The organism is Chryseobacterium sp., assembly GCF_019236175.1.
In the GTDB taxonomy this organism is placed as follows: domain Bacteria; phylum Bacteroidota; class Bacteroidia; order Flavobacteriales; family Weeksellaceae; genus Chryseobacterium.
This window is the reverse complement of the sequence record NZ_JAFAJM010000009.1, coordinates 165,178-190,670: the sequence shown is the minus strand read 5'-3', so window position 1 is coordinate 190,670 and position 25,493 is coordinate 165,178. Positions and strand designations below refer to the sequence as shown.

Genomic DNA, 25,493 nt, shown 5'->3' with positions numbered 1-25,493 from the left:
TTTTTTTAATCTTTAAATAAAAAATTATGAAATTAATACAGGCAACAGACAAAGACATTCCCCTTATCCAGGAGCTGGCAAGAAGATCATGGAAAAACGCATATGCAGATATACTTTCTGACGAGCAGATGGAGTATATGCTTTCAGAGATGTATTCCGAAAAGGAAATAACGGGCCACCTCCAAAATTCCAATTACCATTATTACTTAATTCAGGATGAAAATAACAGTTCTTTTGAAGGGTTTATAGGGTATGAACACAATTATGAAAACAGGACAACAAAATTACATCGTATTTATTTAGTTCCGGAGAGTAAAGGAAAAGGATTTGGCAAAGAAGCGCTTGTGTTTCTGAATCGGAAAGTCTCAGAAAATAATAATGACAGAATTATTTTAAATGTTAATAAATACAATTCTGCGAGAAGTTTCTACGAATCTCAAGGGTATACAGTCTATGGTGAAGGTATTTTTGATATAGGAAACGGTTTCGTCATGGATGATTTTTTAATGGAATTCCTAATTCACAAGTAATTGACTTAAAATTTTGTAACTTTATCTTGTAATTCTATAACAGGTGATTTCTTTTTTTGATTCATCTTTGCTTCAGAACCAAATCACTTACAAATAATACATTCATATGCTTGGTTTTGAGCTTATTTAGCTTTTTATCAGTATATTTTTTTCATCCTTAGTGTTTAAATTCCTGTATTCTCGGATACAGGGGTTTTTTTTATTTCATATTATGTTAAAAAAAATAGTTTCTATTTCACTTTTAATTGAAATAAATCATTATATTTACTAAAAATTTGACTTACTTATACTAGGATGAAAATGTATGTAAAATTTGATTTCAATGCTCTCTGTAAGAAAGTGTTGGATGACAAGCTTAAAGAGCACGGACTGAAGTACAGGTTGCTGAACTTTGGGGAGGTAGAGTTTTACGAACCTTTCACTCAGGAGCAACATAATCTTTTTAAGAAGAATCTTGGAGATTACGGTATTGAAATTATAGAAAGCCAGAAAACGGCTTTAGTACAGAAAATAAAAGATGCCATTGTAGAACTTGTTTTTTCTGAAGAAATCATTCCTGTAAAAGCATCTATTTACATTTCTGAAAAACTGAATCACAGCTACGGATATCTTTCCAATCTGTTTTCAGAAGTCGCTTATACCTCTATTGAAAACTTTATTATTCTGCAAAAGATAGAGCATGCAAAAGTTTTAATCATAAGAAATAAACAGAGTCTTACAGAAATTGCACACAAATTAAATTATTCCAGCGTCGCTCATCTGAGTACCCAGTTTAAAAATACAACCGGTATTACTCCCTCCCAGTTTCAAAAGATAATAGGAAAAAGAAGAAGAGCCCAAAGTGCCGCAATAAACCCTAAAATGCAGTATGAATAAAGAATTTCTGAACGTTATTGTAGCTGATAGCGATGAAAATACTTTAATTTTTTTTAAAAATATATGTAAGGAGCTTAAAATCTCTATAAAAGTTCAGTGCTTTCACAACGGAATAGATGTCATGGAGTATTTGAATAATGATGAGGCTCTTATTCCTGAAATTATATTTCTGAAATATGACCTTCCCCAAAAACACAGTCTGGACTGTATTGATGAAATCAAAGGGAATGTCAAATTCAGTAATATGGTGACGGCAGTATATTCTGAACCCATCACAGAAAATGAAATTGAGGATATTTTTGTAAAAGGAGGAAACATTTTCATTAAAAAACCCGATGCTTTTGAAAGCCTGAAAAAGGTGCTTTCAGAAGTGATCACCATCAACTGGCAGTACCATACTTCGGGATTGAATAAAGAAAATTTTATCTTGAAAGTATGATTAATAAAAGCTTTTCTGTCAATTCCACCCAAAGGAATTGAGAGGTATTTATTGCATACTATTCACACAAAAGTGAAAATTTTATAACTAATGATTGAAATAATATAAAAATATTCTCAATTAAAATTCGGATTTTTGTCAGTATAAAATCAGTGACACAAATTTGATATAAATAGAAAGATGCGGATGAATGAAAAGTAATTGTTTCTTAAAACAAGTTTATATAAATCACAATGTTAGTAACAAAATGAATTATATTAATTTCCAATTTTAAAGCATAGAAGATCTTTAAACAAAACGGTACAATCATGAAAACTCAAAAGTAGTTGGAGATATTTTTATTCGTTTCATTCCCTCATCTCCACCTCAATTCAGTTAGTTTTTATAATAAGCAAGTTGGAAAAATAATTCATTTTGTTTTTTATAATTTATTTTAATAGTGGCGGCTTTTCAGTAAGTATAGATATTTTCACACCACATCACAAAATATTAAGCCTAAACTATTAAAATAAATTTTTTAAGCAGACCAAAAGTAATTTCTTCTAAATAACAGTTTTATAAGGGGACCGCAGGAAATTTTTTTTTCTGCGGTTTTTTTATGAAATTTTACTCCATTTGTTTTTCCCTTTGTAATACTTGATGTAATAATTTTTAATAATCAGATTATCCGGCCTTGTCAGCATAGGATCTGCTTCAAGAATTCTCTCTACCGTATTCTTTGTTGTCTTGATGATGGCAGAGTCATTAATGAGATCCAGTCTTTTAAAATCCACAACCCCGCTTTGCTGCGTTCCTAAAATATCTCCCGGACCACGAAGCTGCATATCTACTTCAGAAATTTTGAAACCGTCATTAGTTTCCGTCATCGTTTTGATACGGGTTCTGCTTTCTTTAGACATCTTATCGGAGGTCATCAGAATACAATAGCTTTGTTCCGCACCTCTTCCGACACGGCCTCTGAGCTGATGAAGCTGAGAAAGACCGAATCTTTCCGAACTTTCAATAACCATTACAGAAGCATTCGGAACATTCACTCCCACTTCGATCACAGTTGTAGCCACCATAATTTCAGACTTTCCCGAAGCAAAATAATTCATAGCTGCGTCTTTTTCATCAGCTTTCATTTTTCCGTGAAGCATCGTAACATTATAATCCGAAAAAAATTCCATGACATGTTCAAGACCTTCCATCAGATTTTTATAATCTAAAGTTTCAGATTCCTCAATAAGAGGATATACAAAATACACCTGCCTTCCTTTTTTAATCTCATCCTTACAGAAATTATAGACATAAAGTCTGTCCTTTTCGCGTCTGTGGGCTGTAATAATCGGCTTTCTTCCAACAGGCATTTCATCGATCACCGATACATCGAGATCGGAATAAAAACTCATAGCCAGCGTTCTTGGAATAGGCGTGGCTGTCATAACAAGAATATGAGGCGGAATTGTATTCTTAGCCCATAATTTTGCCCTTTGTGCTACCCCAAATCTGTGTTGCTCATCAATAATAGCCAGTCCGAGGTTTTTAAATTTAACCTTATCTTCCAGAACCGCATGGGTACCCACCAGTATGGAAAGACTTCCGTTTTCCAGCTCTTCATGAATGATTCTTCTTTCCGAAGCTTTGGTAGAGCCAGTTAACAGACGAACATTAATACCGGTTGCCAGTAATAATTCTTTGATTCCGTTGTAATGTTGCTGGGCAAGAATTTCCGTAGGAGCCATCATACAGCTTTGAAAGCCGTTATCCATAGCAATCAGCATCGTGAGTAGTCCGACCATGGTTTTTCCGGAACCTACATCTCCCTGTAAAAGCCTGTTCATTTGGATAGGCCTCTTCATATCCATCCGGATTTCCTTTAAAACCCTTTTTTGCGCATTGGTAAGATCAAAGGGTAGGTGGTGTTCATAAAAATCATTGAAATGATCCCCGATAATAGGGAAGGGATTTCCGTAAGACTGAGTTTTATGATGAAGTTTTTTTAAACCATACCCCAATTGAAAAAAGAATGATTCTTCAAACTTAAGTCTGTAATCCGCTTTGTCAAAAAGCTCCATATCTTTTGGAAAATGAACATTGAGAAAAGCGTGTTGTCTCGAGATAAACTTAAACGTTTTCATCATATACTCCGGAAAGTTTTCCTCAATGAGAGAAGGAATTTCTTTACAGATATTTTTCAGAACATTTTGAAAAAATCTTTGTCCTAAGCCTCTTTTCGTAAGTTTTTCAGAACTTGGATAAATAGGCTTTAGCCGCGTGTCGTTTTCTTTGCTTTCTTCCGCTTCTATTTCCGGATGTGGCATGGAAAACTGACGGTTGAAAACATTTATTTTTCCGAAAATATAAACCTCCTTATTAATCGGCAGCTGTTCCTTCAGCCATTTTGAATACTGAAACCAAACCAGATCCATACTGCCGGTATGATCATTAAATTTAGCGGTGAGCCTCTTGGTCTTCCCGGTCTGGATTTCCTGTACCTGAGTGATTTTTCCCTTGAGTTGTACATCCAGGTTAGTTTCCTGGAGCTGAGAGATGGTGTAGATTTTACTTTTATCCAGATAGCGGATAGGGTAGAAGTTCAGAAGATCTTCTACCGTGGAGAGACCCAGCACACTTTTGATGAGTTTGGCTCTTTCCGGACCTATTCCTTTTACATATTCTATGGGGGTATCTAAATTCATTTGAAAAACGAGCCCTAATTTCGGTAAAATAGCTGGAATTTAAAATTTTTAATCCCAAAATATTGAATCACGGACATAAAAAAGGCTTCCAGATTCTGAAAGCCTTTGATTTATATCAGTCTTTAATTTTAGATTTGAATTTTTTCTGATAATCTTCCCACTGTTCTCTGGTTTTAATTTTTTTAAATAAATCCTTTGAAATCAGTTCAAGGTAAGGTTCCAGCTCTTTTGCAGATAATTCGCCTTGCAAAATGGTAATAGGATCACCGTGTTCATCAAGGAATACAGTACTCGGTACAGCACCTACATTCATATATTGAGTGAACTCATGCAGTGAATTTTTTCCCTTTTTATGTTCCGTACCAGCATTGGAAAATGTTCTTCCAAAGATTTCAATACTGTTTTTTTCTTCGGCATTAAATTTTACAGGATAATAATTTTCATTTAATATCTGTGAAATCACCTGATGACCATATGTTTTTTTATCCATGATTTTACACGGGCCACACCAGTCTGCATAAAAATCAATAAGAATCTTTTTGGGATTTTCTTTCTGAGCTTTTAAAGCCTCTTCAATAGTCATCCATTTTATCTGTGCAAAACTGAAATTTAATAATAATAAGAGAACTATGCTTAAAATTTTCTTCATAATGTGATATTTATGTAAAAATAAGCATAATTACTTATTTTTTATTTTACATCCTGCATTAATTTTTTTACATACGGGGATATCAAAATTAATACCACTCCGGCAATGAGTGCATACAATCCCAATTGTTTATATCCATCAGTATAAGTGATTAAAGCATTATAATTGGTAGAGCCTTCTTTTGCTGTTGCAAGGCCTGCTCCTATGATTCCAGCTACATACTGACCATATGCCGATGCCAGAAACCACATTCCCATCATCATACCCTGTAGATTTTTTGTAGAAAGCTTAGTCATAATGGATAATCCGATTGGTGATAGGCAGAGTTCCCCCAGTGTAATAATCAGTAAAGCAAGGGTAAAGAAATTGAGTGAGGTAATTCCCTGAAGATCGGCAAAAAGTCTTGTTGCAAATAAAACATAGTATCCTAATCCTAGGAAAATAAATCCTAATCCGAATTTAATGATCGTATTCGGTTCAATTTTTCTTTTATTCAGCCAGATCCAGAGGAGCCCGATAAGAGGAGCAAGGAAAATGATGAAAAAAGCACCTCCGGAATTATTTACTCCATTAGGGTCTAACCCCAAAAGATCTTTATTTAGATTTTTAGCCGCAAAAATACTCAAAGAACCTCCACTTTGTTCATAAATTCCCCAGAATAAGATAGAGAAGATAATGAAGACCAAAGCAGCCCAAAGTTTTTTACGTTCAGAAGGAGTTACTTTTGTCATTTCATAGAATAAGTAAACCAGCGTCAAGGGCCCGATAGTCCACATGAAATAATCTGTATACTCAGTTTTGGCAACCATGGTCATGATAATGGGAACAAAAATCAAAGACAGGCCATATACACCGTATTCTTTCCATTTCGGAATAGGAGCGGTCTTGGCCTCTGCTAACGGATGTCCTGGTTGTAAACCTATAGTGCCAAGTGTTCTTTGGGTGAAAATAAAGTTAATTAAACTGATCACCATTACGATTGCAGCAAGTCCGAAGGCAATATGCCATCTCATTTCTTCTGCAATAATATTGCTTAAAAATTCACCTTTACCAATAGCAATACACAGATAACCTCCTAGTAGGGCACCAAGATTAATTCCTGCATAGAAAAGTGAAAATCCGGCATCTGCTCTTGAATCATTAGGTTTATAAAGCTGTCCTACCATGGATGAAATATTAGGTTTAAAGAAACCGGTTCCTACTACGGTAAATGCAATTCCAAGAAAAAAGAATTTGTGCGGATCTGTTGCGAGAATTAAACTTCCTACAATCATGAGAAGTCCGCCCCAAAAAAGTGATTTTCGGAATCCCAGTATTTTATCGGCAAAAAGTCCGCCAACGAAAGTAAAGGCATACACAAAAGCCTGTGTAGCTCCGTATTGAAGATTGGCTTCTCTTTCATGGAAGTTAAGCTGTGATATCATAAAGAAAACCAGCATTCCGCGCATTCCGTAGAAACAGAAACGTTCCCACATTTCAGAGAAAAAAAGACTCCAGATTTGTCTAGGATATTTTCCTTTGAAATTTTGTATTTCATCTAAAGTTAAGCTCATAATGATATATGATTAATTTTTAATTAGGGGTTTTTATTTTCCAGATCCACTTCAAAAGAGATTCTGTCCTGGTTGATAATTCGTTTTAATTTTTCTTCTTTTGGGAGGTACAGCAGATATTTGCCGGCAAATAAATTGTTCTTTTTCCTGGTGTTCATCTTTAATCATCAACTTTCCAATTTGCCAATAGACAAGCAGTAGGGGAGAATTCGCAATCCGAAAAACTTTTCGCGCGACTGTCTAATGATTTCCTTTACGGATTGAAATAAAGAATCTTCGGAAAATTTCATCGTACGAAAATAAAAAAAACCTCTGACTTAGCAGAGGTTTTATTCATATTTTGTTAATGCGGTTAATTTACACCGTGCATCATTTTCTTTAGAATTGGAGAAATTAATGCTAAAATTACTGAAGCAATCCCACAAAGTACAACGAATACCATGAAGAATTCGAATAAGTTGTGGATTTCAAATCCTGCAAAAGTAGGGTTGTGTAATGGTAACTGAGCTTTTTCAAATGCAGCTACCTGATCAGCCGTTAATGTTACTTTTTTATCTAGTACATCCTGAAGGCTAACGCCTATTTTTTGAGCCGCCTCAAATTTATCACCCGTAGCAGGTAAGATAGAACCTAATGTTCCTGCTAATGCATATCCTGCAGCATTGGCGATAAAGAATACCCCATATAATAAAGAGGCGAATCTTTTTGGAGCCAGTTTGCCTACAAGAGAAAGACCGATAGGTGATAAACAAAGTTCACCACAAGTCTGAATGAAATAGAGTAAGATTAACCATTTAACAGCTAAAAGCCCGTGGCTTCCAAGATCTTTTACATTGTGTGCAATGATGAAGTAAGAAAGAGCGATTAAAGCCAGCCCCATTGCCTGTTTGAAAGGAGATACGGGTTCTTTTCCTCTGTTTCTTAATTTATCCCAAAGGATACTGAACGGAACTGCCAGTGCTACAACGAAGATTCCGTTGAAGATCTGAACCATTGAAGGAGGCATATTCCATCCGAAGAAGTGTCTGTCTGTCTGGTTATCTGCAATGAATGTTAGCGATGAACCCGCCTGTTCGAATGCTGCCCAGAAGAAAATAACAAAGAATGATACGATATAGATTACCCAGATTCTGTCTCTTTCTATTTTGGTAAGAGAAGAATCAGACATAATTAAGAAAGCTAAGGCAATACCACTTGCATAAACAAGAGAATAGATGATGTTCTGGCCTGCAGCAAAGTGAAAAAGAGCTCCTAATACAACAAATAAAACAACAGAAATTCCGATTGATTTTCCTGAGAATTTTGCAGATTGAGCTTCTCCTTCTTCAAAGTCTTCGGCAGTATTATTCTTTGGAAGCCCTCCGATAGGTCTGCCTGTAGGGGTAACTACATATTTGTTTTTAAGGAATAAAAAGGTAAGCGTTCCTACCATCATAGCAATAGAAGCGGCTAAGAATCCCCATTTAAAAGCATGGATATCTCGGATTCCGTCAGCAGATTTTACGTCTCCGATAATCGGGCAGATCAATTGACCTAAGAAAGCTCCAAGATTGATCCCCATATAAAAAATCGTAAATGCAGAGTCTAATTTTGACTTTTCCTGTTTTGGATAAAGACTTCCCACCATTGATGAAATGTTCGGTTTGAAGAAACCGTTACCAAAGATGATAATCCCAAGTGCAGTCCACATAATCATGGTAGCACTTCCTATACTTGCCCCAAACGTACTTGCACTGATGAAAAGTAAAAACTGGCCGATTGCCATTAAAGTACCACCAACAAGGATACAATATCTGTTTCCTAAGAATCTGTCGGCGATAAAACCACCCAACATCGGGGTAAGATAACAAAGAGCTAAGAAACCACCATAAATAATTGATGCATCAGCCTCCTTCATTAAGAGCGAGTTTACCATAAATAGGGTAAGTAATGCTCTCATCCCATAAAAGTTGAAACGTTCCCACATTTCAGTTCCGAAAAGAACCCATAATCCTTTTGGATGTCTGGAACCCTTATTCTCTACAAATTCATCCGGTTTCGGACTTAATGCTTCAATATTATCCATTCTATTGTTAATTTTTGTTAAGACTGACAAATATAGTTTATTTTGAGTTTTTGGCAAGGTTTTAATTTTATTTTTAAATAAAAAAGCTGCGGACCCATTCCGCAGCTTTCTATTCTTTATAATATCAGTGATTAGTGTCCTTTTTCCTTCATAATTTTATTTAATCTTTTTAACATAGAAAGACCTAATAATGTAGCAAATATTAACAAACCGAAATTAACAAGGAAATAATTAGTTTTGTTTTCATAACTGTACCAGGTACTTGCCAGAATTCCGGAAAGCTTATTTCCGACAGAGTTCGCCAGGAAGAATCCACCCATCATTAAGGCTGTAATTCTTGCCGGAGAAAGTTTGGAAACGAAGGAAAGTCCCATGGGAGAAAGACATAATTCTCCGATAGTAATTACTCCGTAACTCGCTACCAGCCATAAAGGCGAAACTTTCACAGCTCCGTTATCTCCTGCTGCTACAGCTAAAACCATTACTAAACATGAAAGCCCGGAAATAAAAAGTCCCAATACAATTTTAGTAGGAGTTAAAGGCTCTTTTCCTTTTCTTCTCAGCATAGCCCAGAATCCTACCACAACAGGTGTTAATGCGATTACCCAGAACGGATTAATCGACTGGAATAGTTCTGTATTGTACAGATATACTTTATTTTCCGGATTTTTCTCTAAAGCAGCACGCTGTTCAGAGGAGATGTTTTTAAAATAAACATCTTTACCCATTTCTTTTTTAGTGTTTCCTTTATCGTCCTTTTGAGAACGGAATTGGTTATCATATACAGGAGCTTCCTTGTCTTCATAGCTTTTTCCATCCACCATATAAATTCCCTCCAGCGGTTTTTCCAAAGAGGCAGGTACACTTCTGTCTGTATAATAATTAGCCCATCTTGTTAAGGCAGTACCGTTTTGCTTGAAAACAGCCCAGAAAAACATACTGATTAAAAATACAGATAGTAATGCTCCAATGGAAGATTTTTCATCCGGTTTCGCTTTAAAATAAAGGGAAGCATAAAAATAAATAACAGGAACGCATGCAAAAATGAACGCATCTGTGCTGTCACTTCCAAAAATATCGTTAGGAATAAACCAGCCTAAAGCACCGAAGGCAATGGCAGGAACAAATACTTTGATAAGAATTTCCGAAAGCTTTGTATCACCTTCCTGTACCGGTTTCATCTGTGCTGCATGAATGTAGTGTTTTCTACCGATAGTAAAAATAACCATTCCGATCAGCATTCCGACTCCGGCTGTGATAAATGCTTCACCCCATCCGAATTTATTACGCATGAAAGCTGCAATAATATTACAAATAAAGGCTCCGATATTGATTCCCATATAGAAAATATTATATCCGGAATCTTTGTTGGCTTTATAAGGCTCTTCGGAATACAGATTCCCTAAAAGAGTAGAAATCGTAGGTTTAAAGAAACCGTTTCCGATAATTATTAAAGCTAAAGAAGAGTAGAATAAAGGCAGGTCCTTGAAAACACCCATTCCAATATACCCTGCAGCCATTAAAAACCCGCCAAGATAAATGGATTTGATATACCCTAAAACCCTGTCTGCCAAAAATCCACCAATAAAAGGGGTCAGATAAGTCAGAGCAATATAAGTTCCGAAAATGTCGTCAGCAGTTTTGTCCGGAAGTCCGAGACCTCCTTTCATACCGGTAGGTTCAATAACATACAGAACAAAGATTCCAAGAATCAGGTAGTACCCGAAACGCTCCCACATCTCTGTGAAAAAGAGGAAGGGGAGCCCTTTAGGATGTTTAGTCTTCATATAATCAATTTTCAAATTTCCCAAAAATAGGCTTTTAATTTTAATTGATAAAATAAATAATACATAGCCTAAATGATTAATGAAATAAATAAGAAACATGAATGTGGATGTGCGTTTTCTTTATTTAAAAGTCTGTACATATCCTACAATTTAAAGAAAAATCAAAACACACAAAATATACATACGTGTTTCCGAGTAATGTTTTCTTTGAAGTAGACGTTAGCAGAGAGAATCTTGATAACAGAAGGGTTTATTATTTGGAGGTTACAAAAGAGGATATAGCCTATTATAACAGACTGAATTATATTAATGATTCAATATTTAGTGCTACCGGGCAATATACACCTGGTAGGCTGACTTCATTTCTTATCAAAAAGAGCAATAGTAATGTTTATCAGAATTATGAATATATCAGAGATGTGAAATTTTTATAAAACGTCTGAGGAAGCTAAGCAACAATGGACTATCACAGACAGCATAAAAATATCTAATAATCTTTCGTTTCAAAAGGCGACTACCAAATTTGGAGGAAGAGGGTTCTCCAAAGATATCCCGATTCCTTACGGACCTTATAAATTTAATGGACTGCCTGGATTGATCATGGAACTATATGATATAAAAAAAGATTATTACTTCAAAGTGATCAAAAATGAAAAGATTGCTGATGATTATCAACGTAATTCATTAAAAGCCTCTGTGTCCAGGGCAATTCCTGCTACTCAGAAAGAACTGAATACATTAAAATTAGATCTTTACTCTAATCCTTTTAAATATGTTTTGAATGGAAATTTGACATTACCTGAAGGAAAGAAGTTGCTTTTGGATGACGGAACCGTTCTATCTAAAGAACAGTTGAAGCCCGCTGAAGCCAACGAAAGAAAAAAGATAAAGTCTTTCAATAATCCAATAGAGCTGGATAAAGCTGTAAAATATCCTTAATAAAAAACCCTTTCAGACTTTGAAAGGGTTTTTGCTATGTTAATTATAAATTATTCAAAATGAAGTCAGTCATTTTCTGGTACAACTGAGGTCTTGTCTGTCCGCCGTAAATTCCGTGATTTTTGTCCGGATAAGCCATAAAGTCAAATTGTTTTTTGTTTTGAATTAAAGCTTCAGAAAACTCCATGGAATTTTGGAAATGTACATTGTCATCAGCTGTTCCATGAATTAATAAAAACTTACCTTTCAATAAATTTGCGTATTCTGTAGGAGAGTTTTTATCGTATCCGTCAGGGTTTTCCTGAGGTGTTCTCATGAATCTTTCAGTATATACAGAATCATAATACCTCCAGTTGGTTACCGGTGCTACTGCGATCCCTACTTTGAAAACATCTGCTCCTTTAGTCATAGCCAGACTGGTCATATACCCGCCAAAGCTCCAGCCAAACATTCCGATTCTGGTTTTATCAACATAAGACTGGTTTCCGAACCATTTTGCTGCGGTAATCTGATCCTCAATCTCAAATTTCCCAAGGTTCATATATGTTACTTTCTTGTATTGAGCTCCTTTATAACCGGTTCCGCGCCCGTCTACACAGGCAACAATATATCCTTTTTGAACCAGATGATTGAACCAGATGGCATTTCCGTTATCCCATGAATTGGCCACCTGCTGAGATCCCGGTCCGGAATACTGGAACATGAATAAAGGGTATTTTTTATTAGGGTCAAAGTTTTTAGGCTTCATGACCCATGCATTCATTTGGTCACCAACTGCATTAGGAATCGTGATGAATTCTTTTTCAACAAAATTATCAGCTTTTAATTTTTGCAGCTGATCATTGTTATTCTGAAGTTCTTTAACCATTTTACCATTTCCGTCCTTTAAAATATAGACTGTAGGTTTTACCGCAGTAGAAGATGTTTCAATGAAGTAATTATAGTTTTTACTGAAATTGGCAGAATTGTTTCCTTCCGCATTAGAAATCAGCTGGGATTTTCCTGTTTCAATATTTACTTTGGAAACCACTTTATTAATACTTCCTTTTTCAGTGGTCTGAACATAAATTTCTTTTGATTTCGGATTGTAACCGTAATAATCAGTTACTTCCCAGTTGCCTTTTGTGACTTGTTTTTTTAGTTTTCCATCCTTGTCATACCAGTATAAATGACGGTTGCCGTCTCTTTCTGAAGACCAAAGGAATGAGTCATCATCCAGAAACTCTATGGTAGGGCTGTCTGTATCAATCCACTTGTCATCCGTTTCAGTGAATAATTTCTGGACAGTTCCCGTTTTTGTATTAACTTTTAAGATATCCGAAGCATTCTGAATTCTCTCAGAAGTAATCAGGACAATCTCATCTGCTTTTGCGGTCTGGAACACGTTCGGGATATAATAATTTTTGAAAGAGCCAAGGTTTAACGGCATTGTTTTCCCCGTGTCAATACGGTATAGCTGAGCAGAAACTACAGAATTTTTTTCTCCTGCTTTAGGATACTTGTAACGCATTTCAACCGGATAAAGATTTTTTCCGTAAATCGGAATATAAATTTCCGGAACCTGACTCTCATCAGATTTTACAAATACAATAGCATCCGAGTTTTTGGTCCACTCATATTGTCTTGCATGCCCGAATTCCTCTTCATATACCCAATCAGCAAGGCCGTTCAGGATTGAGTTCTTTTTACCGTCACTGGTAATTTGGGTGATTTTTCCAGAAGGTAAATCCTGATAGAATAAATTGTTGTCCGAAATGAAGGCTACTTTTGTGGCGTCAGGTGAGAATGTAGGTTCCTGAACAGGTTTTCCGTCATTCAGACTGATAACTTTTCCCGATTTTAAATCTTTAACATCAAACTTTCCAAGGAAAGAATGTCTGTAAATAGGCTGGCTGCCTACCTGTAAAAGAATTTTAGACTCGTCATCGGAAAAAATATAACTTTCAAATTTTCCGTCAACAATATTCCCTTCTTTTTGAGAAGTTTTATAAGAATATTTTGCAATTCCCGACGGCTCAATAACAAGATAATTTTCACCGTTTTTCATGGATGTAATCCCGGCAATGCCTTTGCCACGGTAATATCCTGAATAAATTTTATCTAAAGTGATTTCCTGTGCCGATACATTTTGAAATGCTGCAGCAATAGTAAGTGTTAAAAGAAGTTTCTTCATTTCTAGCATTAATGGATTTCAAAGATAATAATTTTATTAAAATGTATAAAAAAAGCTTTTAAATAAGACTTTTGGCAAAAAAATTGAATATGTTTAGATATAATCAAATCCAATAACAATTATGGAAACGAATGCATACCATCAGAAACTGAACCGTTATGTATTAAACAATCAGATTGTTTATACAGGCTTTTCCAGCTTTAAAGATGCTGAAGATTGTGCCCACAAAAAAGGGGGAACTTTAGTGGAAGTTGGATTTAAAGACGGAAATGATAATCCCGAAATTACAGAGGAGGCAGGTTTGATAGAAAAAAAACTTCATTACTACGTGTATGCAGGCGATGAGTATAAATTTATCCATTCATCTGATCCCGGATTCAGAAAATATGCAAGTGAATTGCAGAAAATAAAAGCAAAAAATGATAAAACAAGTCCGGATGAAAGATACTTTGCCAATTTTGAAATTGAAAATATTGAAGACCCGATTATTGTGATCAAAAACGACCACTTTGAATCAGTTACTTCAAGAGAGCGTTCCAAGTATTTGAAACATGCCAGAGTTTATGAATTGGGGGTAGCCCTGCCAAAATCTTAAAAATTTTACCATGAGCAAGACAAAATATTCAGATAAAGCTCAGGACAAAGTAGGAAAAGTAATGCACGAATTTAAGGAAGGGAAGCTGAAATCTTCTTCCGGAAAGAAAGTGACAAGCAGAAAGCAGGCCGTAGCCATTGGTATTTCTGAAGCGAGAGAAAAAGGCCTTAAAGTGCCTTCGAAAAAAGAAAAGTAAATCATTGAACATAAAAAATGCCCGGAATTTTCCAGGCATTTTTTATATATTATTTTACGGGTTATCCATTCTTTTCCTGATATAAAATTCTATAATATTCATCCGCCATTCTGTCGCTGTTGAACTGGTCTTTAACATCGTCCATAGCATTATGCTGAATTTTTCTCCATTGATCGGGATGATCGTAGTACATCGGAAGAATTTCGTTTTCAAGAAGTTCATATAACTTGTTCAGATCATAATTATCCTGTTCATAAATACTCATGTTCAGATAATCTGCTTTAGGGACGACAAAAGAATTGATACCATGTTTGGCAAACTCGGGAATCCATCCGTCATCAGTAGATAAATTGACAGATCCGTTCATAGCAGCAGTCATTCCTGAAGTTCCTGACGCTTCTCTCGGAACTCTCGGATTGTTCAGCCATAAATCGGAGCCCTGTTTCAGGGATTTACTTAAAGAAAGCTCATAGCCCGTAAGAACAGCCATGTTTTTATGATTTTTGCTTTCCTCAACCAGCGTGTTGAATGTAGAAATCGCAGAATAATCCATAGGGTAAGGTTTCCCTGCCCAAATGATCTGTACGGGATATCGGGGATTGTTTAAAAGTCTGTAAAATTTGTCTTTATCATGCAAAAGAAGCTCTGCACGCTTGTAACCGGCAAATCTTCTGGCCCATACAATGGTGAAAATATTGGGGTTAAATAAATTTCCGGTCTGATCTGCAACAATATTAAATAATTTTTTCTTTAAATGCTTTTTTCTGTAATCGAAGACGGTTTCATCATTTTCATCCTTCGCATTATAAAGAGGTTTATCTGCCCAATATTTAAATTCCTGTGCATTGGTAATAGAAGTAATCCCGCAAATTCCCGGATATTTATTCCACATGGCTCTGGAAACAACACCGTGAAGCTGAGAAACCCCATTTGCTATTCTTGCCATTTTCAACGCGCAGAGAGAATGATTGAAACGATCGTCACCGGAACCTTCAATACCTTTTACTTCTTCTATATTATAGCCTGAAAAATAGGACATATCATAGCATAACTTCATATTGTGCTTTTCATTTCCTGCTTCTTCAGGAGTATGAGTCGTGAAAACGAGTTTCTCTCTGACTTTATTCAGGTCTCCATGGTATTTTTTCAGAAGATAAAAAGCAGCAGGAAGTCCGTGGGCTTCATTCAGATGGTAAACCTCTCTTTCAATGTTCATCTCATCCAGTAATTTAGCACCTCCTTTTCCCAATAAAATATACTGAGCCAGTTTTGTAGATTCATTGGCATCATACAATTTGTGACAGATTGTTTTGGAAACATGATCATTTTCCGGCACATCTGTGGAAAGAAAAAACATGGGAGCTGTGTTGAAAATCTCAGGATCAAGATACCAGACTTTTACCCAGACCGGCGCACTGTGAATTTCAATCTGGAATTTAATTCCTGTGTCTTCCAGAAAACTATACATTTTCCTTGTCCATACCGGTTGCAGGGTCTGATCGTGATTTCTGGCCTGATCATAATAACCGAATTTCCAGAGAATACCGATTCCGATAAGATCCTGTTTCAGATTGTAAGCGCTTCTCATGTGAGATCCGGCCAAAAAGCCAAGTCCTCCCGAGTATATTTTCAGTACCTGCTCAAGGGCAAATTCCATTGAGAAATAGACAGTTTTTTTAGAATATTGGGGATTGATGTGGTAGGGTATTTTGAAATTCCTAAAATCCATAAATGCGGGTTTGTGTTAGAAAAAGCAAAGGTATTAATTATGAAAATAAACTTTACATTAATTATTTGATAAATTAATTGGAAAACACCCTGTTGAATTATTTTTTTACTTATCTTTAAATGTGTAAATTTTTGATTATCAAAAACTTTTAATAATGAAAGCCAATGGCTGCATGTGTTCTTTAATTATTAAAAAAATCACACATGAAAAAGACATTTTCTGATGAAGATTTAATTAAGAATCTAAGTTTATATTACCTGAACAGGCATTTGAAGAAAAAGCCTATAGAAAAATACCATCGTACCATAGATGAATCTCCGCTTCATGACCGTGAAAAATACAGAAAGAAGTCTGAGATATTACTTCTTAACTCTTTTATGCATCATTTTCCCGAAGTGAAATTTGAAAACTTTACCTGTGAAAGTCCGGACTTTATCGCCAAACTAAACGATAAAAAAATAGGAATTGAATTGACTGAAGTGATCAATCATCTGGAAATGAAGAAGGTGGAGAGTACTTTGAACAAAATGTTCCGTCAGGCAGAAATATTATTAGAACAGGAAGACACTACGAAATATCGTGGTGTTTATTTTTTAGAATTCTATCCTGATATACAATTCGATAAGCTGGAACAACAGGAAGAAAATATCATCAGTATTTATAAAAGCATTAAAAAGAATAAGCCTGTAGGATGTGTAAAAAGAATCAGAAAATCTTTTCACCGCAGAAATGTTTTTATTACCCATGAATACAGTATGAATCTTTTTGATGAGCTCTGTTCTGATAAAATCCTTGAGCTTATCGAGAAGAAAAATGAGAAGTTTCCTTATTATGATACTTCTGTAGATGAATGCTGGCTGGTGATTGTTTCTGATATGAATTCTATTGCTTCAAGATATACCTTTATTCAGGATAAAGAACATCTTAAAGAAGTGAAAAGTCCTTTCCATAAAATCTTTCACCTTGAAAATCTTTGCGGGAATATTACAAGTATAAAGTAAGTTTCGATAAATGGTTTATTTCGTAACGATTTGTTATTTTAATTTAAAATATTTCAAAATTATTTAGTTTTTGTTAATTGTTGTTAAATTATAGGTATATTTGGTTTAAGATGTTATCAATCTGATTTTGAAACTAGTCGAACCATAAAACCATGTATCTATGAGAAAACTTTTACTATTTATTCTCTTTTGCATTTCCCCAATTTTTTATGCTCAGGCAGACTGTGAGACTGCATTGGCTGTTTGTGGAAACTCAGATATTACATACAGTCCTTCAGGGTATGGTAATGTCAAAGAATTGGTGAATTCAGGAAGCTGTATAGATGCTACCGGAGAACATAATTCAATCTGGTATAAAATTACAATAGCTACAGGCGGAACCCTTACTTTTGATCTCGTTCCTACGAATCCGAATGCGGATTATGACTGGGCTATCTTCGGACCTAACGTAGCCTGTGGAAGTTTGGGTGCTCCCATACGTTGTAATGCTGCAACGGTTATTGGAGTCGGAGCTGCTACAGGATTAAATATGACAAGTACGATTCTAAGTGCAGCCGGAGGTTCTCTTACTCCTTATTGTAAATATATGGATGTTTTGCCCGGGCAGACTTATTATCTGTTTATCGATAACTGGGTGAGCAGTACAAGCAGTACGACAGCTCCGTTTTCTCTGACCTGGGGCGGTACGGCAACATTAGCTTCACCGTTTACAGATCCTAATATCCAGATAAATCCTTTCCATCCTCCCGGAGTTCCGGCTGCAAATCCGGCAGACCCAAGAGAAGTTGTGATTTGCGGAAGTACAGAATTATTTGATTTCTCTTCCCTTACTGCAGGTATTCTTAATGGAAATCAGCATTTCAGTATTACTTATCATACAAGCCAGAATGATGCCTTGACAGGGATAAACCCCATTACTGCACCAAGAATAGTGAATACCACAACAGTGTATTATTACAGCATCAGCTATACGGATATTACCAATCCGAATAATCCTCTTAATCAGTGTAAACAGGTAGGAAAATTTAAATTTAAAAACGGAGCAATTACCGTTAAGAATGCAACTTTGACAGCATGTAACAATAATAATTCCGGCACGGCAACATTTGATTTAACAACAGCTGATCTTATTTCGGATCCCAACGTTACGAAAAAGTATTATAACAGTATGGCAGATCTTAATACAGGAAGCAATGAGATCACCACTCCAATGGCTTTTCTATCTTCAGAAGGTACGGTGTATGTAAAAGTGGTATCTCCGTTCGGGTGTACTGCTGTTGCCCAAATTACATTAAAATTCTATCCGGCAATTGTGGTCAATGATGCTACCTTAAGAACATGTTTCCTTGAAAAAAATCCCTCTACCGGTATTTTTAATCTTACCACTGCAAGTGTAACAACCCAGCAGGGAATCGTAAAAAAATATTATCCGTCATTAACTGATGCGATGAATCAGACTAATGAGATTTCAAATCCAATGACTTATATTGCACCTAATGGTGTGGTGTATGTCAGAGTATCAGGTGATCACGGATGTTATAATGTAGCTAAAATTATTTTAATCGTTATTCCTCCGGTGTATTCAACTCTACTAAAAGATAAAACGATTTGTGCTGAAAATACGACGACTTTAGATGCCGGATCAGGTTTTAAGAGCTATGAATGGAGTACCGGTGCTACTACGCAGTCTATCAGTAATGTGGGAATAGGAACGTATTGGGTGAAACTTAAGACCGGTGATTGTGTAGCGATACAAACCGTGAAAGTATATCCTTCCGATCAGCCCGTAGTTTCAGCAATTGACATTGATAATAACAAAATTACGGTATCGGTAACAGGAGGTAATCCCCCGTATCAGTATTCTATGAATGCTATAAACTGGCAGGATTCCAATGTTTTCAACAATGTTTCAAGAGGAGATCATAAAGTGTCAGTCAAAGATTCTTATCATTGTAATCCTATCGAAATAGCGATTGTTGTTCCTAATTTAGTGAATGTTATTACTCCAAATGCAGATGGTATAAATGATGTGATTGACTATTCTGCATTAGGAAATAAACAGAACTTTGTTATGGATATTTTTGACCGGTATGGAAACAGAGTGTATCGTGCCGACCGATCGAACGGTTATAAATGGGATGGTACGGTAGCAGGAAAAAGAGTGCCTACAGGAACGTATTGGTACTCTGTTACCTGGACTGAAAATGATAAAAAGAATACCCCGGTTAAGTTTTCAGGATGGGTATTGGTTAAAAACAGAGAATAATTTTAAATAAAATACATAGATAAAACCACTTCTTTTGAGGTGGTTTTTATCTTTTAAATTGTTTACTTTAGTCAGTAAAATTAAAAGAATGAAAGAACTGTTTATCAAACGTTTTGAATATTATAAATCTCTGGGAGATAAAGCATTTAATCAGTTGTCTGATGAACAGGTTTTCTGGCAGTATAACGAAGAAAGTAATTCTGTTGCTGTGATTGTAAAACACATTGCCGGAAATATGCTTTCCAGATGGACTGATTTTTTATCTGAAGACGGAGAAAAAAGCTGGCGCAACCGTGATGATGAATTTATCAATACCTTTCAGACAAAAGAAGAAGTTATAGGATATTGGGAGAAAGGGTGGACGTGTTTTTTTGATGCCCTGAATCAGATCACTGATGAAAATCTGAATTCAGTAATTTATATTAGGGGAGAAGCCCATTCCGTTGTGGATGCAGTGTTCAGACAACTGGCTCATTATCCTTATCATATCGGACAGATTGTTTACATCGCCAAGATGATGAAAAATGAGAACTGGAAAACTCTTTCTATTGCCAGAAATCAATCACAGGACTTTAATAATGAGATGAAAAATAAATTTTCTTCCGAAGAACCGGGCGCTCATTCATCTCCTGTATGTTTTCAAAACAGCCCTGAAGTAAGAGATGAATACAAGCAATAGATTGAATCAATATTGAGTTGTGATTAAAATTACTATCTTTGCACCCATAAAATTCAGGAGTAACACATGTCTACTTTTCAAAGAACTGCCGCGTATCATACACTTGGCTGCAAATTAAACTTTGCAGAAACATCTACTATTGCCCGTCAATTAACAGATGCAGGTTATGATAAGGTAAGCTTTGATGAGAAAGCTAATATCTATGTAATCAACACCTGTTCGGTAACTGAAAACGCAGACCGTGAATGCAAACTTCATGTAAAAAGAGCAATGAAGGCAAATCCTGAGGGGTTAGTGGTAATTGTCGGTTGCTATGCACAGTTAAAACCAGAAGAAATTTCACAAATCGAAGGAGTAGATCTTGTATTAGGCGCCAAAGAAAAATTCAATATTCTGAGCTACCTTGATGATCTTGAAAAAACAGAAAATGAAGGAATTGTTCATTCATGTGAAATTGAAGAAACCGACTTTTTTATAGGAAGTTATTCTATTGGTGACAGAACCAGAGCCTTCCTTAAAGTACAGGACGGTTGTGATTATAAATGTACGTACTGTACCATTCCGTTAGCCAGAGGGATTTCCCGTTCGGACACGATTGAAAATGTTCTCAGAAATGCCACCGAAATTGCGGCAAAAGACATTAAAGAAATTGTTCTTACAGGAGTCAATATCGGAGATTACGGAAAAGGAGAATTTGGAAACAAAAGACACGAACATACATTCTTGGATCTTATTTCCGAACTTGATAAAGTAGAAGGAATAGAAAGAATCCGTATTTCTTCTATTGAACCGAATCTTTTAAAAGATGAAAGTATCGAGTTGGTTTCTAAGAGCAGAAGCTTTGTTCCGCATTTTCATATTCCTTTACAATCAGGAAGCGACGATTTATTGAAAAAAATGAAGCGCCGTTATCTGACAAAACTCTATAATGACAGAGTCAATAAAATCCGTACTGTAATGCCTGATGCGGCTATTGGTGTGGATGTTATTGTAGGTTTTCCCGGGGAAACAGAGGAGAGATTTATGGAAACCTATAATTTCCTTAATGAGCTTCCTATCACCTATCTTCACGTATTTACTTATTCTGAAAGAGAAAATACGGAAGCTGCAGATATGGATGGAGCGGTTCCTATTCCTGAAAGAAAAAAACGTAATAAAATGCTGAGAATCCTTTCTGAAAAGAAAAAAATGGCATTTTACCAGACTCAATTGGGCAAAACGCTTCCTGTTCTTTGGGAGCATGAAAATAAAGACGGAAAGATGTTTGGCTTCACAGAGAACTATGTGAGAGTTCAGAAAGATTTTGATCCGGCTTCAGTCAATCAGATAGAATTTCTAAATTTAGAAAAAATCCTGTCAGATGGCACGGTTTCTGTGCAATCTTCTTACCAAAATTTTTTAGCAAAAGCATAGGCTCTTTGCAAAAATTCCACTAAATTTATTTTTAACTTTAAATACTACATTCATGAGAGATAAGTTTTTATCTTGGGGAATTGTATTAGTAGCTGCTACATGGATTATAGCACTGCTGATCAGAACGCATTATTGGATACCAACGCTGCTATCCGCCATTTATGCATTGGGTGTGTACAATGCTTATCAGTCTAAACATGCTATTTTGAGGAACTTTCCTGTATTGGGGTACTTCAGGTACTTTTTTGAAAGTATTTCACCCGAAATGCAGCAATACTTCATCGAGAGAGAGACTGACGGAAAGCCGTTTCCAAGAAATCAGCGTTCTGCAGTATACAGACGTGCCAAAAATTTAAGTGATACCGTTGCTTTTGGTACTCAGCTGGAAGTTAACCATAGAAAATACGAAGGGATCAAGCATTCTATTTATGCTAAATCGCCATCAGAAGAGCTTCCGAGAGTTTGGGTAGGGGGAGAACAATGTACTCAGCCTTATCATGCGTCTTTACTCAATATTTCAGCCATGAGTTTCGGAGCTTTAAGTGACAGAGCTCAGATTTCTCTGAACAAAGGGGCCAAAAAAGGTAATTTCTATCACAATACAGGTGAAGGAGGTATTTCTCCTTATCATTTGGAAGGTGGAGATTTATGCTGGCAGATCGGAACAGGATATTTCGGATGCAGAGATGAAGAAGGAAAATTTAACCCCGACTTATTTGCAAAGTATTCAACACTTCCTAACGTGAAGATGATTGAAATCAAATTATCTCAAGGAGCCAAACCGGGCCATGGCGGGGTACTTCCGGGAGTAAAAAATACTCCGGAGATTGCAGCCATTCGTCATGTGACTCCGGGAATGACAGTGATTTCGCCACCGTCTCATACTTCTTTTTCCGATGCCGCAGGACTGCTGAGGTTCGTACAGCAGCTAAGAGAGCTTTCAGGAGGAAAACCAGTTGGATTTAAACTCTGTATCGGAGATACCAAAGAATTTGAAGATGTCTGCGTTCAGATGAATGTTTTGAAAATCTATCCTGATTTTATTACCATTGACGGAGCTGAAGGAGGAACAGGAGCTGCACCTCCGGAATTTTCAGACGGAGTGGGAATGCCTTTGGAACCGGCTCTGATTTTTGTCAACAGAACTCTTAATAATTACAACTTAAGAAACAAACTAAGAGTGATAGCAAGTGGTAAAGTACTTACAAGCCTTGATATTTTACGAGCAATTGCCATGGGAGCGGATATGTGTAATAATGCAAGAGGGTTTATGTTCTCTTTAGGATGTATTCAGGCTCTGAGGTGTAATTCAAATAACTGTCCTACAGGAGTTGCTACCCAGGATAAAATGCTGATCAAAGGATTGGATGTTACCGATAAAAGTGAAAGAGTATATCACTTCCATAAAAATACCCTTCATACTTGCAATGAACTTATTGCGGCTGCGGGAAGAAGTTCTTATGAAGAAGTAGATGCAACAATGTTTATGAGAGGAGACGAATTTGACCACCTGGCGGATCTTTATTTCCCGGATATTTTAGGGAATGTAAAACAAAAAGCAAGATCTTAATTCAGATAAAACAAAAGCCCCGCAACTTAACTATTGCGGGGCTTTTTATGTTATAACCAATTATTAATTGGCAGTTCTCGGAGTATTTTTATATACCTGGAAGTTGAAAACAAAACTTCTGTTTCTAAAAGAATATCCACTGTAATTGTAGTGAAGATCTCTTGCAAATGCTGCTCTTGAAGGAACAATGATCACCCCTTGAAGACTGTATCCTTCAGAATCTGATTTGTTATAAGACTTAAACTTCTGTAACGCTTCATTGAATCCTTCAATCATATAGTAGCTTTTCTGTTTTGCAGCGTCTGTCGTTGCACTCGTGATTAATTTATCATCGGATCTGATGTAGAAAAACTTGGGATCAACTATTGGTAACCCGGTTTCATTAATTGAATTATAATTAGTCATTGCAGCTTTCTGACCAAATACAGAAGTTCCGTTGACGTTTGTCGCAATATAGGTCTGAGTATTGGTCATGATACGGATACTGTCTTTAGGACCTATTGGAGTGTCTGCACCGGCAGGAGCTGTAGGTCTTGTGATAATGACCGTTCCGGAAGGAAGTGTTTCGTTCGGTAAATCGGATAATTTTTTTTCATTATCGTCACTAGTGTCCGTGTCACTGAAAGCCTTTATATTTCCCTGGGTATCCAGATAATTTTCATTCATAAATTTTTTAATAGCATCATTATCATAGCTATTTTGAACGTTAATGTCTTCGGGCTCATTAAGTGAAGTGTCTACAACATCATCTTTCTTACAAGCAGTAAAACACAAAGATCCCGCAAGGATATATAAAAATATTTTTTTCATTTCAAAAAACTTTAATTACTTTACAAATAATATAACGGCAAAAGTATAAAAAAATATGAGAATAGATAAATTTTTATGGAGCATTCGTTTTTATAAGACGAGAAGTATTGCAGCAGAGGAGATAAAAAAGAACCGCGTTTCCATAGGAACGTCTGCCGTAAAATCATCAAAGGAGGTAAAAGAGGGGGATGTCATTAAAATCCGTAAGAATCAGATTGATTATAAAATAAAAGTTATTCAGATCCCTAAAAGCAGGATAGGAGCGAAGCTGGTCCCTCTTCACATACAGGATGTGACAGATAAAGAGCAGTATGAATTGCTTAAAGTCCGTAAGATGTCTCAGGACTATTATAGAAATAAAGGGGAAGGAAGACCAACCAAGAAAGATAGAAGAGAGATGGATGAATATGTAGGAAATGATATTGCTTCCGATTTTACAGACTGGGATGATTTCTTCGGTGAAACAGATGATGAAACCGAAGAAGGGGAAGATTAAAATAAAAAAGCTCTAGATATAGAGCTTTTCTATTATTTCGTTGACAATGTCTTCGGGGGCTCTGGAATCAGTACCTACCGTAAACTGAGCTTTGCTGTAAAACTGGTTTCGTTCAAATAAATGTTTAGCAATAAATTCCGGAAGATCTTCATCAGTAATGTTGGCTATTAAAGGTCTTTTTTCTTTCTGCTTGGAAAGCCTTTCTGATAATGTACCTACCGATGTTCTTAAAAAGATACTTTTAGAATTATGGTTGATGATTTCCATGTTATTATAGTAAACGGGAGTTCCGCCACCTAAGCTTAACACTACATTTTCTTTGGAAGCCAGAATTTCTTCCAAAGCTTCTCTTTCCAGCTTTCTAAAATAAATTTCACCTCTTTTTTCAAAGATTTCAGGTATGGTTAATTTATTTCGCCTGGAAATCTCTTTGTCAAGGTCTATGAGGTTGAAATTTATTTTTTCGCTTAATATTTTGGAAATGTGAGATTTGCCGCTCCCCATGTATCCAATCAGTGAAATTATCATGAATTTTTTTTAAACAAATTTGCGAAAAAGTTTTGAGATAAAGAAAAAAGTCATATCTTTGCACCACTTAAAACAAGGGACATTACTGAAATGAAACTTGATGAATAAGTGGCCGACTCGGTAGCTCAGCTGGTAGAGCAATACACTTTTAATGTATGGGTCCTGGGTTCGAATCCCAGCCGGGTCACTAGCAATAAAAATTACTGATCTGTGTGATTTTATTGCCTGCGTGGTGAAATTGGTAGACACGCCATCTTGAGGGGGTGGTTTCCTAAGGATGTGCTGGTTCGAGTCCAGTCGCAGGCACTGCAAAGAAAATTAATAATTAATATTGAAATTTATTTCATTTTAATTGTGGCCGACTCGGTAGCTCAGCTGGTAGAGCAATACACTTTTAATGTATGGGTCCTGGGTTCGAATCCCAGCCGGGTCACAAGTTTACTGAAAAGTAAATTTTTTTCATATTAATATTTTGTGATTTGGTGTTTCAAAGGTCTCCCTCAGGAGGCCTTTGATTT

22 protein-coding genes, 3 tRNA genes and 1 pseudogene are annotated in these 25,493 nt (G+C 36.1%); 16 read left to right on the top strand and 10 right to left on the bottom strand.

The genetic code is table 11. The features are described from left to right. The first annotated feature begins 26 nt into the window (after nt 1-26). The 3 genes from JO178_RS08370 (at nt 27) to JO178_RS08360 (ending at nt 1,845) form a co-directional block, all read left to right on the top strand. The gene (locus JO178_RS08370) at nt 27-530 is read left to right on the top strand and encodes a GNAT family N-acetyltransferase (protein WP_291934198.1); all 504 of its coding nucleotides are present in this window, start codon (nt 27-29) and stop codon (nt 528-530) included. A gap of 294 nt (nt 531-824) precedes the next feature. After that, on the top strand, nt 825-1,406 hold the full coding sequence (locus JO178_RS08365; RefSeq protein WP_291934195.1) for an AraC family transcriptional regulator: 582 nt from the start codon (nt 825-827) through the stop codon (nt 1,404-1,406). Further along, nucleotides 1,399-1,845, top strand: a complete 447-nt coding sequence (locus JO178_RS08360; protein WP_291934193.1) for a response regulator — start codon at nt 1,399-1,401, stop codon at nt 1,843-1,845. Before JO178_RS08365 ends, JO178_RS08360 begins: the two co-directional genes overlap by 8 nt. Before the next feature lie 596 nt (nt 1,846-2,441). Here JO178_RS08360 and recG read toward each other — a convergent pair. The 6 genes from recG to JO178_RS08330 all read right to left on the bottom strand — a co-directional run bounded on the left by recG (nt 2,442) and on the right by JO178_RS08330 (nt 10,580). Next, on the bottom strand, nt 2,442-4,526 hold the full coding sequence (recG, locus tag JO178_RS08355) for an ATP-dependent DNA helicase RecG (RefSeq protein ID WP_291934191.1): 2,085 nt from the start codon (nt 4,524-4,526) through the stop codon (nt 2,442-2,444). A gap of 115 nt (nt 4,527-4,641) precedes the next feature. Then, on the bottom strand, nt 4,642-5,175 hold the full coding sequence (locus tag JO178_RS08350) for a thioredoxin fold domain-containing protein (protein WP_291934189.1): 534 nt from the start codon (nt 5,173-5,175) through the stop codon (nt 4,642-4,644). Nucleotides 5,176-5,216: 41 nt separating this feature from the next. Next, the gene (locus tag JO178_RS08345; protein WP_291934187.1) at nt 5,217-6,728 is read right to left on the bottom strand and encodes a peptide MFS transporter; all 1,512 of its coding nucleotides are present in this window, start codon (nt 6,726-6,728) and stop codon (nt 5,217-5,219) included. 23 nt (nt 6,729-6,751) lie between these two features. Further along, nucleotides 6,752-6,886 carry a hypothetical protein gene (locus tag JO178_RS08340; protein WP_291934184.1) on the bottom strand — a complete coding sequence of 45 codons (135 nt, stop codon included), beginning with the start codon at nt 6,884-6,886 and terminating at the stop codon, nt 6,752-6,754. 194 nt (nt 6,887-7,080) lie between these two features. After that, the gene (locus JO178_RS08335; RefSeq protein ID WP_291934181.1) at nt 7,081-8,793 is read right to left on the bottom strand and encodes a peptide MFS transporter; all 1,713 of its coding nucleotides are present in this window, start codon (nt 8,791-8,793) and stop codon (nt 7,081-7,083) included. A gap of 131 nt (nt 8,794-8,924) precedes the next feature. Further along, nucleotides 8,925-10,580 carry a peptide MFS transporter gene (locus tag JO178_RS08330; RefSeq protein WP_291934178.1) on the bottom strand — a complete coding sequence of 552 codons (1,656 nt, stop codon included), beginning with the start codon at nt 10,578-10,580 and terminating at the stop codon, nt 8,925-8,927. A gap of 185 nt (nt 10,581-10,765) precedes the next feature. Between JO178_RS08330 and JO178_RS08325 the strand changes: the two genes are divergently transcribed. Both JO178_RS08325 and JO178_RS08320 read left to right on the top strand, forming a co-directional pair. Continuing rightward, nucleotides 10,766-11,014, top strand: a complete 249-nt coding sequence (locus JO178_RS08325) for a hypothetical protein (protein WP_291934175.1) — start codon at nt 10,766-10,768, stop codon at nt 11,012-11,014. Between the two features lie 10 nt (nt 11,015-11,024). Further along, nucleotides 11,025-11,519 (top strand): annotated as a pseudogene (locus JO178_RS08320) (GLPGLI family protein); the annotation flags it as partial. 43 nt (nt 11,520-11,562) lie between these two features. Here JO178_RS08320 and JO178_RS08315 read toward each other — a convergent pair. Next, the gene (locus JO178_RS08315; RefSeq protein ID WP_291934173.1) at nt 11,563-13,692 is read right to left on the bottom strand and encodes a S9 family peptidase; all 2,130 of its coding nucleotides are present in this window, start codon (nt 13,690-13,692) and stop codon (nt 11,563-11,565) included. 121 nt (nt 13,693-13,813) lie between these two features. Here JO178_RS08315 and JO178_RS08310 point away from each other — a divergent pair, with 121 nt between their 5' ends. Together JO178_RS08310 and JO178_RS08305 are read left to right on the top strand one after the other, a co-directional pair. Continuing rightward, complete coding sequence (locus tag JO178_RS08310) at nt 13,814-14,287, top strand: hypothetical protein (RefSeq protein WP_291934170.1); 474 nt, start codon at nt 13,814-13,816, stop codon at nt 14,285-14,287. A 10-nt stretch (nt 14,288-14,297) separates the two neighbouring features. Beyond that, nucleotides 14,298-14,483, top strand: coding sequence for a DUF6496 domain-containing protein (locus JO178_RS08305; RefSeq protein ID WP_291934168.1), 186 nt, complete (start codon nt 14,298-14,300; stop codon nt 14,481-14,483). A 61-nt stretch (nt 14,484-14,544) separates the two neighbouring features. Here the strand turns inward: JO178_RS08305 and glgP are convergent, their stop codons facing one another. After that, on the bottom strand, nt 14,545-16,212 hold the full coding sequence (gene glgP / locus JO178_RS08300; protein WP_291934166.1) for an alpha-glucan family phosphorylase: 1,668 nt from the start codon (nt 16,210-16,212) through the stop codon (nt 14,545-14,547). A 203-nt stretch (nt 16,213-16,415) separates the two neighbouring features. On the opposite strand from glgP, the gene JO178_RS08295 reads away from it, so the two are divergent. The 5 genes from JO178_RS08295 (at nt 16,416) to JO178_RS08275 (ending at nt 23,141) form a co-directional block, all read left to right on the top strand. Then, entirely contained in the window at nt 16,416-17,213 is a 798-nt protein-coding gene (locus tag JO178_RS08295; RefSeq protein WP_291934164.1) for a hypothetical protein, read from the top strand. 160 nt (nt 17,214-17,373) lie between these two features. Further along, nucleotides 17,374-19,479, top strand: coding sequence for a T9SS type B sorting domain-containing protein (locus tag JO178_RS08290; protein ID WP_291934162.1), 2,106 nt, complete (start codon nt 17,374-17,376; stop codon nt 19,477-19,479). Nucleotides 19,480-19,567: 88 nt separating this feature from the next. Further along, nucleotides 19,568-20,158, top strand: a complete 591-nt coding sequence (locus JO178_RS08285; RefSeq protein WP_291934158.1) for a DUF1572 domain-containing protein — start codon at nt 19,568-19,570, stop codon at nt 20,156-20,158. Nucleotides 20,159-20,224: 66 nt separating this feature from the next. After that, nucleotides 20,225-21,571, top strand: coding sequence for a tRNA (N(6)-L-threonylcarbamoyladenosine(37)-C(2))-methylthiotransferase MtaB (gene mtaB, locus JO178_RS08280; protein WP_291934154.1), 1,347 nt, complete (start codon nt 20,225-20,227; stop codon nt 21,569-21,571). Nucleotides 21,572-21,623: 52 nt separating this feature from the next. Further along, nucleotides 21,624-23,141, top strand: coding sequence for an FMN-binding glutamate synthase family protein (locus JO178_RS08275; RefSeq protein ID WP_291934151.1), 1,518 nt, complete (start codon nt 21,624-21,626; stop codon nt 23,139-23,141). 63 nt (nt 23,142-23,204) lie between these two features. On the opposite strand, the gene JO178_RS08270 is transcribed toward JO178_RS08275, so the two are convergent. Next, a complete protein-coding gene (locus tag JO178_RS08270) occupies nt 23,205-23,951 on the bottom strand; it encodes a hypothetical protein (RefSeq protein WP_291934148.1) in 747 nt (248 codons plus the stop codon). Between the two features lie 55 nt (nt 23,952-24,006). Here JO178_RS08270 and JO178_RS08265 point away from each other — a divergent pair, with 55 nt between their 5' ends. After that, nucleotides 24,007-24,447, top strand: a complete 441-nt coding sequence (locus JO178_RS08265) for an RNA-binding S4 domain-containing protein (RefSeq protein WP_291934145.1) — start codon at nt 24,007-24,009, stop codon at nt 24,445-24,447. Between the two features lie 12 nt (nt 24,448-24,459). Here the strand turns inward: JO178_RS08265 and JO178_RS08260 are convergent, their stop codons facing one another. Continuing rightward, nucleotides 24,460-24,975: a shikimate kinase gene (locus JO178_RS08260; protein ID WP_291934142.1), complete on the bottom strand. Its 516-nt coding sequence runs from the start codon at nt 24,973-24,975 to the stop codon at nt 24,460-24,462. A 114-nt stretch (nt 24,976-25,089) separates the two neighbouring features. Between JO178_RS08260 and JO178_RS08255 the strand changes: the two genes are divergently transcribed. From JO178_RS08255 to JO178_RS08245, 3 genes are all read left to right on the top strand, one after another. Further along, nucleotides 25,090-25,162, top strand: a tRNA-Lys gene (locus JO178_RS08255). A gap of 36 nt (nt 25,163-25,198) precedes the next feature. Further along, nucleotides 25,199-25,281 (top strand) — tRNA-Leu (locus JO178_RS08250). Between the two features lie 54 nt (nt 25,282-25,335). Beyond that, nucleotides 25,336-25,408, top strand: a tRNA-Lys gene (locus JO178_RS08245). Nucleotides 25,409-25,493 lie beyond the last annotated feature (85 nt).